Source organism: Brevundimonas sp. TWP2-3-4b1 (assembly GCF_049897665.1).
GTDB classification, from domain to species: Bacteria; Pseudomonadota; Alphaproteobacteria; order Caulobacterales; family Caulobacteraceae; genus Brevundimonas; species Brevundimonas subvibrioides_B.
The window spans coordinates 1-7,646 of the sequence record NZ_JAFCWQ010000045.1 but is presented as its reverse complement, the minus strand read 5'-3'; the positions used below and the strand labels follow the sequence as shown (position 1 = coordinate 7,646).

5 protein-coding genes and 1 pseudogene are annotated in these 7,646 nt (G+C 60.0%); 3 read left to right on the top strand and 3 right to left on the bottom strand.

Going from position 1 to position 7,646, the window contains the following annotated elements; genetic code table 11:
• Positions 1–324 precede the first annotated feature (324 nt).
• Positions 325–2,616: an McrB family protein gene (locus ACP7A5_RS17550; protein WP_426043107.1), complete on the top strand. Its 2,292-nt coding sequence runs from the start codon at positions 325–327 to the stop codon at positions 2,614–2,616.
• The gene (locus ACP7A5_RS17545) at positions 2,613–3,950 is read left to right on the top strand and encodes an McrC family protein (RefSeq protein WP_426043106.1); all 1,338 of its coding nucleotides are present in this window, start codon (positions 2,613–2,615) and stop codon (positions 3,948–3,950) included. The genes ACP7A5_RS17550 and ACP7A5_RS17545 overlap by 4 nt, the downstream gene beginning before the upstream one ends.
• A gap of 505 nt (positions 3,951–4,455) precedes the next feature.
• On the opposite strand, the gene ACP7A5_RS17540 is transcribed toward ACP7A5_RS17545, so the two are convergent.
• Positions 4,456–4,989: a hypothetical protein gene (locus ACP7A5_RS17540; RefSeq protein ID WP_426043105.1), complete on the bottom strand. Its 534-nt coding sequence runs from the start codon at positions 4,987–4,989 to the stop codon at positions 4,456–4,458.
• A gap of 934 nt (positions 4,990–5,923) precedes the next feature.
• Here ACP7A5_RS17540 and ACP7A5_RS17535 point away from each other — a divergent pair.
• A pseudogene (locus ACP7A5_RS17535) lies at positions 5,924–6,597 on the top strand (IS6 family transposase).
• Positions 6,598–6,781: 184 nt separating this feature from the next.
• Here the strand turns inward: ACP7A5_RS17535 and ACP7A5_RS17530 are convergent.
• Positions 6,782–7,087 carry a hypothetical protein gene (locus tag ACP7A5_RS17530; protein ID WP_426043104.1) on the bottom strand — a complete coding sequence of 102 codons (306 nt, stop codon included), beginning with the start codon at positions 7,085–7,087 and terminating at the stop codon, positions 6,782–6,784.
• 236 nt (positions 7,088–7,323) lie between these two features.
• On the bottom strand, positions 7,324–7,464 hold the full coding sequence (locus tag ACP7A5_RS17525; protein ID WP_426043103.1) for a hypothetical protein: 141 nt from the start codon (positions 7,462–7,464) through the stop codon (positions 7,324–7,326).
• Positions 7,465–7,646: the final 182 nt, after the last annotated feature.

The window sequence follows — 7,646 nt, the reverse complement described above, 5'->3', positions numbered from 1 at the left end:
CGTTGCCTTCAAGGGCAAGGATTTTGGTCTCATCTTCGTTCCTTCGTCACTACGACGAGACCAAAATCCTCCTCTAAACGGAACCCTCAATCTGTCTCATTGGCGCTGACGGCGGACAGTCACCTTCGACGACGATGGGGTTCCAGAATTCTCTCCAAATCTGAGTGAAGCCGCTTGCGCCGAACTACGCTGGCAGGCGTCCATCCCGCTAACGGATAAGCACCGTAGCCGTTTAAAATGGCATCGATCAAATGCCTTCACGAAAGTGACGACGAGTCAGCTCGTAACAGGTGAGCCTTGGCTGCAAGGAGAGGGCGAGCAGAATTGAACCCCATACCCGAGACATTCGATCGCTCGCCGGCAGGCTTGGCGGCTGAGGCGCAACGCCTGCTGGCCGCCGGCGAGCTGATACCTGAGCCGCGCCTCGAGACCTACTACGCCACGTTTCAGGAGCAGTTCGGACCTGCTCGGTTGGCGAAGCTCGACGGTTCGGAGCTGCTAGAGCGGATGCACGCGCATGGCACAGTCGACAGCCTCGTCTATTGGCTGGAGTTCAAAAACGATGAGGAGTTCCCCTCGAGCTTTGGTAGCATCGCGGGCGGCAGCGCACTGAAGTTCGGAATCTTCCGAAGCAAAGAGACAGGGCTCTGGACCACCGGTGCCTCGCGCTCGATGCGCCCGATCAGCGAGGCCGAGGCGATCGATGTTGCGCGTCGCAACCGCGACCAACTGCTAGCCGGTACCCGCGTGCTCGATACTTTCTCTCTGCCAGATTCTGGCGACGAAGCGATCGATGACGCGTATCGGGAGCTGCAGGAAGAAATTATGAGGGCCGCGCCCGACGTTTTCGATTCTGCCTGGGGACACAAGTACTTCCACCTCTATGCCCCTGCGAAACTGGACGACTATCACTCCGGGGACTTCCAGCGGTTCCAGCTGATCCGGCTTTTGCAGGAGCCGCCAAAGTCGAACGGGCGCTACGTCTGTGCAGGCCGTTTCGTACAGCTGGCGCGGGCGGCCAACCTACCCATCAACCACCTGACGACCGTGCTAAATCGGGTGAACGGCCGCCCGTATCGATACTGGCGCATCGGAACCAATGTCGATGGGCGCGACATCTGGCCGGACATGCGCGAGGGGGGCTACGCCGCTGTCGGCTGGGCCGCAATGCCCGACCTTTCAAACTTGAAGCACACCACGGCGGACAAGGCGAAGCTCGCCGGGATGCTGCTCGAGAGCGAAGCTAATCCCGGTTCCGCAACACGGAAGGCCGGTGAGCTTCTCGACTTCGTCGCGGACATCAAGAAGGGCGACTTGGTGATCACTGCTGATGGCGAGCGCATACTCGGCATCGGCCGTGTCGCGGGCGAGTACGAGCATCGGCGGGATCGGCTAGCGGATGCGCCGCACCAGAGGCAGGTGGACTGGTTGGATGTGGGAGGTTGGAAGCTATCCGGGTCGGAAGGCCTGCGGACCACAGTTTGGGAGTTTGCAAAGCCGGAGAGCAAACTGGCGTTCGAGAGGCGCTTTCAGGCCGCCTCCGCGCTCGGCCCCATGCTTGTCCCTGCGACCAGATCTGAGCGTGCGAGCCTCCCGCCCCTTGAGCCAAGAATCAAAGAGATCGCAGCTATCCTTCAGCGCAAAGGCCAGCTCATCCTTCACGGGCCGCCGGGGACAGGGAAGACCTACTGGGCGCGCCGCGCCGCTTTGGAGCTCGCGGCGCGTGAGGTCTTCGGAAGGCCCGCTGAGGGTCTCGCACCGGACCAACTTGCCTCATTGGATGAGCAAGACGGTCTAGTGCGGATGGTCACCTTTCACCCAGGCTTTGGCTATGAGGATTTCATCGAGGGCTATCGCCCGCAGGCCGAGGGTGGGCAGCTCTCGTTCCAGCTGCAGGACGGCGTCTTCAAGGAGTTTTGCGATAAAGCCCGGTCCGACGGCCGACCTCACTTTCTGATCATCGATGAGATCAACCGCGGACAGATTCCACGCATCTTCGGAGAGCTGATCACTTTACTCGAGCGCGACAAGCGGGGCATTGAGGTTAGGTTGCCCTCCAAGCGCCGCTTCTCCGTTCCGGAGAACCTCAGGGTCATCGGCACGATGAACACAGCCGATAAGTCGATCGCTTTGCTCGACGTCGCGCTACGGCGTCGCTTTGGCTTCGTTGAGTTGCTCCCTGACGTGAGCCTTCTCAGTGAAACCATGATTGCCGAGCGCCTTCCACTCGCCGCATGGCTCGAGGCGCTCAACGCCAAGATCAGGTCCACCTTGGGTCGGGACGCGCGCAGCCTGCAGATCGGCCACGCCTTCTTCTTGGAGGGGGGCGCGCCGGTATCGGATCCCGCGACGTTTGCGGCTATTTTGGCCGGTGAGGTGGTGCCACTTCTCCAGGAGTATTGCTACGAGGACTACTCGATGCTCGGTGGGCTGGTCGGTGGCTTGGTGGACGCTGGCCTACAGCGGATCAAGGGTGAGCTATTCGAGCCGGACCGGGCCGATGAACTGCTGACGGCAATCTTGAATACGTTCCCCGAACTTACAGCCTCCCCCGAGGCTCTCGCGCTGGACTTGGGAGTTGCCGAACCCGAGCACGAGGACGAGCCTGAGATATGACGACGGGCCACCGGTTCCGGGAGTGGGAGCCGACCCGGCTGCTGCCAGCGCGAGAGTTGAGCCTGGACGAACAGACGCTGGCGCAGCACTTGCGCAAGTCCGGCCGCCTCGACGTAACCGAGACGCGGGCGGGTCTCGAGGTCGGGACAACCTCTTGGGTCGGGCGGATCGTGATCGGTGGAGTAACGATCACAGTGCACCCGAAGATCGAGGCCGCGCCTTTGGTGCAGCTCCTGCGCTACGCCTTTGGGCTGGAGCGCCTATCCTTCATTGGCCACGCCTCCTTCCGCAGTGAGGCCCTCGCATTTCAGGACATTCTTGCTAGCCAGCTGGCGCATGACGCCGCCCGATTAATCGCCACTGGCTTGCATCAAGACTACCTGCCGCGCGAGGCGGATCTGTCGAGCCCACGCGGCCGCATCGTCTTCGACGATCTTGGGCGCGCGTTGAGCGGAGGGCGGGCTGTTCTTCCCTGCCGTTACTTTGAACGGACGGACGAAAATCTCCTCAACATCGCCTTAGCTGCCGGCCTACGCTTGGCGGCACGCTTGGTAGTAAGTCACAAGCTCGCCGCTGAACTCGGCCGGCTTGCGGCAGTTATGGACGTCGGGCGACAACCCCTCACAGCCAACCTTTTGGATGCGGCTCGTGGGCAGCTCGACCGCCGCACCCGCCGCTACGCGCCGCTATTCGACGTTGTCGAACTGCTCCTCGAGGGCTCTGGAATCTCCATGGAAGACGGGGGGGGCCGAATGCGCCTGCCAGGCTTCCTGTTCGATATGAACCGGTTCTTTCAGACCTTGGTATCGCGGTTGCTGAACGAGCATCTCAATGGCTGCGAGGTGCTCGATGAACGCAGGCTCTCACCCATGTTCCACTACGCTACATCCCTCCCACGACGATCGCCCCCGGTCCTGCGCCCGGATTTCACTATCCGCTCGCCTGGCAACGAAGCCGGGGCTGTCGTCGACGCCAAATACCGGGACCTTTGGGAACGAAACCTCCCTTCAAGCATGCTCTATCAGCTAGCGCTCTATGCTCATGGCTCGGGTGATAGAAGGTCTGTCATCGTTTACCCCAGCCTCGAGCCTCGGGCCGACCAAGAGGTCGTGATGACCGGTCCGGCGAACCGCTCGGAGCTTGCCCGAATCTACCTGAGGGCGTTGGACTTGGCGCTCCTCAGGCGACTGTTAGAGGCCCCGCCGGGTGCCAAGAGGGAGCGAGCGCTAGCAAGCCTGGCAAGCCGGTTAGCGTTCGGCTATCCCGCCGAGGCCGCCGGCGAGACCCTCCCGAAATCATGGCGACGTTCGCCTGCCCTTCAGGCCGCGATCTAACGCATAAGCCGATGAATGAGCACGGCTCCGGATCACAACGACCGACAATCCGCTTGGGACAGACGATCCAGAAGGCTAATCCAACTCGCGGAATTTTGGAGACGCGGGTTTTGCAACAGAATCTAAGATTAGGATAACTTTGAGGGTGAGCGGCAAAGCTCTTGCCGCTTTGTGGTTAAAAACAGAACTTTAACACGAGAAAATGGCGCGCCCGGAAAAATCCCCGCTGGGGCGTGTCACGCGGAGTGCCCTAATTTGATTTCCACTGAAAACCAAACTAGCGGTCGGATTGAGCTCGATGCTCAGCCCGTGAGCGAAACTCAACGCCCGTGTGCGTTGACACCGTCAACCAAATGGTTGTCGATTTTCGTTGAAACTTAACGTCCGCCCACCTATTTAGCTCTTGTCGTTGATAGCGAGCGAAAAACAACGGCCCGCCCGAAAGGGTCCTGCGGAGCGCGGGGGTTAAGGGGCTTTCTCGCACAGGATAGCCCCCGCAAGGGGGCTATTTCTTTATGGGCGGACGTTTGATTTCCTGACCCGATGCGACCTTTGAAACCAATGTCGCAAAGCTGATGCTGTCCATCCTGCTCTTTGGGACCATTCCGGGCCGGGGATGCGCACTTACAACAAACATGACCACATCGGCATCGACCCCGCGCGCCTTTGAGAAGTTGAACGCGACTAGATAAGGCGGCTCATAAGGGGAAATTTCTACGAGCAGGAAATTGCGCTGCTTTGCGTGACCGGGTGCCGGGAAGTAAGCCTTACCCTTGCTCGCCGCATGGATCCGCTTGGGAAGCGTGGAAGACAAAACGAGCCGGGAAAGGCAAAAGCACCGAACATCGGTCACTGGCCCAAACCGTTCCTCTTCACGATCACCTTCCATGAATTCCCGAGTGAAGGCGTGATGGCTGAACGACACGAGGACGCGGAAGGTTGGCGCACCTTCAGCTTTTGGTGTCACCGACATCACGAACGGGTCTAGGTGGGTGAGATCATGCTCGGCTTCGTCTAGAACGAACTTTCCCCAAGTCATGCATCATTCTCCCGTCGGACTTTGTAGGGTCCGCGCTTGCCGGGAGCCTGTTTTTCGGTCTCCACGATAGCGACGAGATCGGACATTTCCCAGAGCCGCGATTCAACGCCAGTGCCCGTGGCGGGTCTAGAGCGCTCAAGCGCTTGATCACCTCCTGGGCCGCTCCCGTTCGGGCAGAACCTGCGAGGCGCGGCGGGTACAGTTTTACAAAAGTTCGACCAAAACCAGCGAGGAGTGGACCCCTAGGGCCGTCCCGCGTTGGCCAAGAGGACTAGAAATGTGGGCTCCTTCTCTTCCCGTGCGGCCGCCAACCAGTTTCGAGGCGGATGATGCGGGCCCGGAGCGTTGCAAGCGGCCTTGGCCAAAAAGGACAGACCTCACGGCCTAGCCAGCCCTTGTGTGGTTGCCCACGGATGGGCGAGCCCGACAGCGGTCTCAGACGAGTCTGTGCGCCTAGCGTACCTCCAGTGATACCGAGGTTCCGGAAGGCTGGTGTCTATTTGGTGTCGGATGGACGGGTGCCGTGCCGGTACCCAGCCCGGCGGCCCATAACTCATTGGATTTTATGAGAAACGATGGTGGATGCTGCAGGGATTGAACCTGCGACCCCCTCGGTGTGAACGAAGAGCGCTCTGATCTAAATCATTGTAAAGCATAGGTTTGGCGTCAACGATCTTCCCTCTTTGTTCGCCATTTCCTGTCGTTTCTGGGAAGCTGCGTGACGAACCCAGGAGGGAGCATTCCCGCATACCTCCTGCGCATTAACGCCCACCGTGGTTAGCGGACATTGGTGAAGTTGAACCGCCCCTATGCGCAGGTTTGGGGAAGGGCAGCCGCATTGCTACCCAGCGGTAAGGTTGGCGCGGTGCTGTCAGGCAAACACTAACTTGTCTCCGCGTAGCGCGGCATAAACCGCTGACGGGGATTATGTTTCGTGAAGCCGATTTCGTTCAAGCGCCGCCGGTTTCCGGCGGACGTAATCCGCCACGCCGTTTCGCTGTATTTCCGGTTTGGCCTGAGTTTTCGAGACGTCGAGGAGCTTCTCGCACAGCGGGGATCGACGTCAGTTACGAGACGATCCGGTGCTGGACCATCAAGTTTGGCCCTCTGATCGCAGGGCGTCTGAAACGTCGGTGGCCTGTGCCCTCGCCCCGCTGGCATCTCGACGAAATGGTCTGCTGGATCGGCGGACGGCGGATGTATCTGTTGCGGGCTGTCGATGATGAAGGCGAGGTCTTGGACCTCGTGGTCCAGCGCCGGCGGGACACAGAGGCCGAGTTCAAGCTGCTCAGGCGGCTGTTTCACAACCAGCCGGTCGAGTCGCAAACGATTACGATGGACGGCTTGGCCTCATACGGCGCGGCTCTGGATCAGCTGGATCTGCGCCACCTGCACCGACCCGGCCGGCTTCGGGAGAACAATCGGATCGAGAACTCTCACCTGCCGATCCGAAGACGAGAGCGCCAGCAGCAGCGGTTCAAATCACAAGCTTCAGCCCAGAGATTCCTCACGACCCACGCAGCGATCTACAACACCTTCAACGTCCAACGTCATTTGATCAGCAGACCCACACTTCGCCGATTCCGCGCCGATGCTGATGCCGCATAGGCGGCGGCGGTTGACTGAAGGGCGGCGGAGTAGGGGGCTTTCGACTTGGCGAAGTTTCCCTGACAGCGCCATCGCTGAAACGAACGAGGCCCGCTGGAAACAGCGAGGCCTTTGTCTTTGGCGATCATGAAAAGGGCGGCGACCCCGGTGGATCGACGCCCCTATGTTTCAGCCGATACGTGGATCAGACGAGGTCGTCGTCGTCCTCGCATTCATCGTCATCATCGTCATCATCGTCATCGTCATCGTCATCGTCGTCATCGTCTTCATCGTCTTCCTCATCGTCCTCTTCGTCGTCGTCATCCTCTTCGTCGTCTTCCTCGTCCTGGACAAGGGCCAGACCGTCGTCGGTGGCGAGCGACATGACAGAGGCCATCCAGACCGGCGCGGCGGTCGCCTCTACAGGCGTGTCGCCATCGGCGCTGGCCGGTGCGACCGCACCCAGGGCGAACAGCAGCCCCAGAGCAGTGGTTGTTGCGGGCAGTTTCATCGGTAGTCCCCCTTCATTGGTGGAAGCGTCACCATTCACCGTCTTCGACGAAACGTCATCTCAAAAAACACGGGTTATTCTGACAGCCCCTGACGACCTTAGCTAAAACAACGTCCGCTTAGGGTCGGGTTCGGCCATCAGCCTGACGCCCGATTACAGACATTCGACGGATGGGCCGTAAGCGGACATCGCGCAGGTCTGTTCGGGGTGGAGAGCGGTCGTTTCGGCTCCTCCGGCTACCCGACCGCTGCCACCATTGCCGTGGCGATGTCAAACGGGCCATAGAAGACGAAATACCACAGCATCAGGTACAGGATGGCGACGAGGGAAAGCCATCGAGAGCGCGTCAGAAGCAGGAAAGTATAGGCCCCGAGCATTGAGCCGACCTGAAAAACGTAGACGCCCGCCCACGCCCCGTCTTCGGAAAAACGCGCAAGCCAACTAGGTGATGTGGACAAAGTGGATTCCCAAATCAGCTGATCGCTGATTCAAGGCTGTTCTTTGCGGAGAGCAGCCATGGTTCGTGGTTTGATGTCGGATGCGGAGTGGGCGTTCTTCG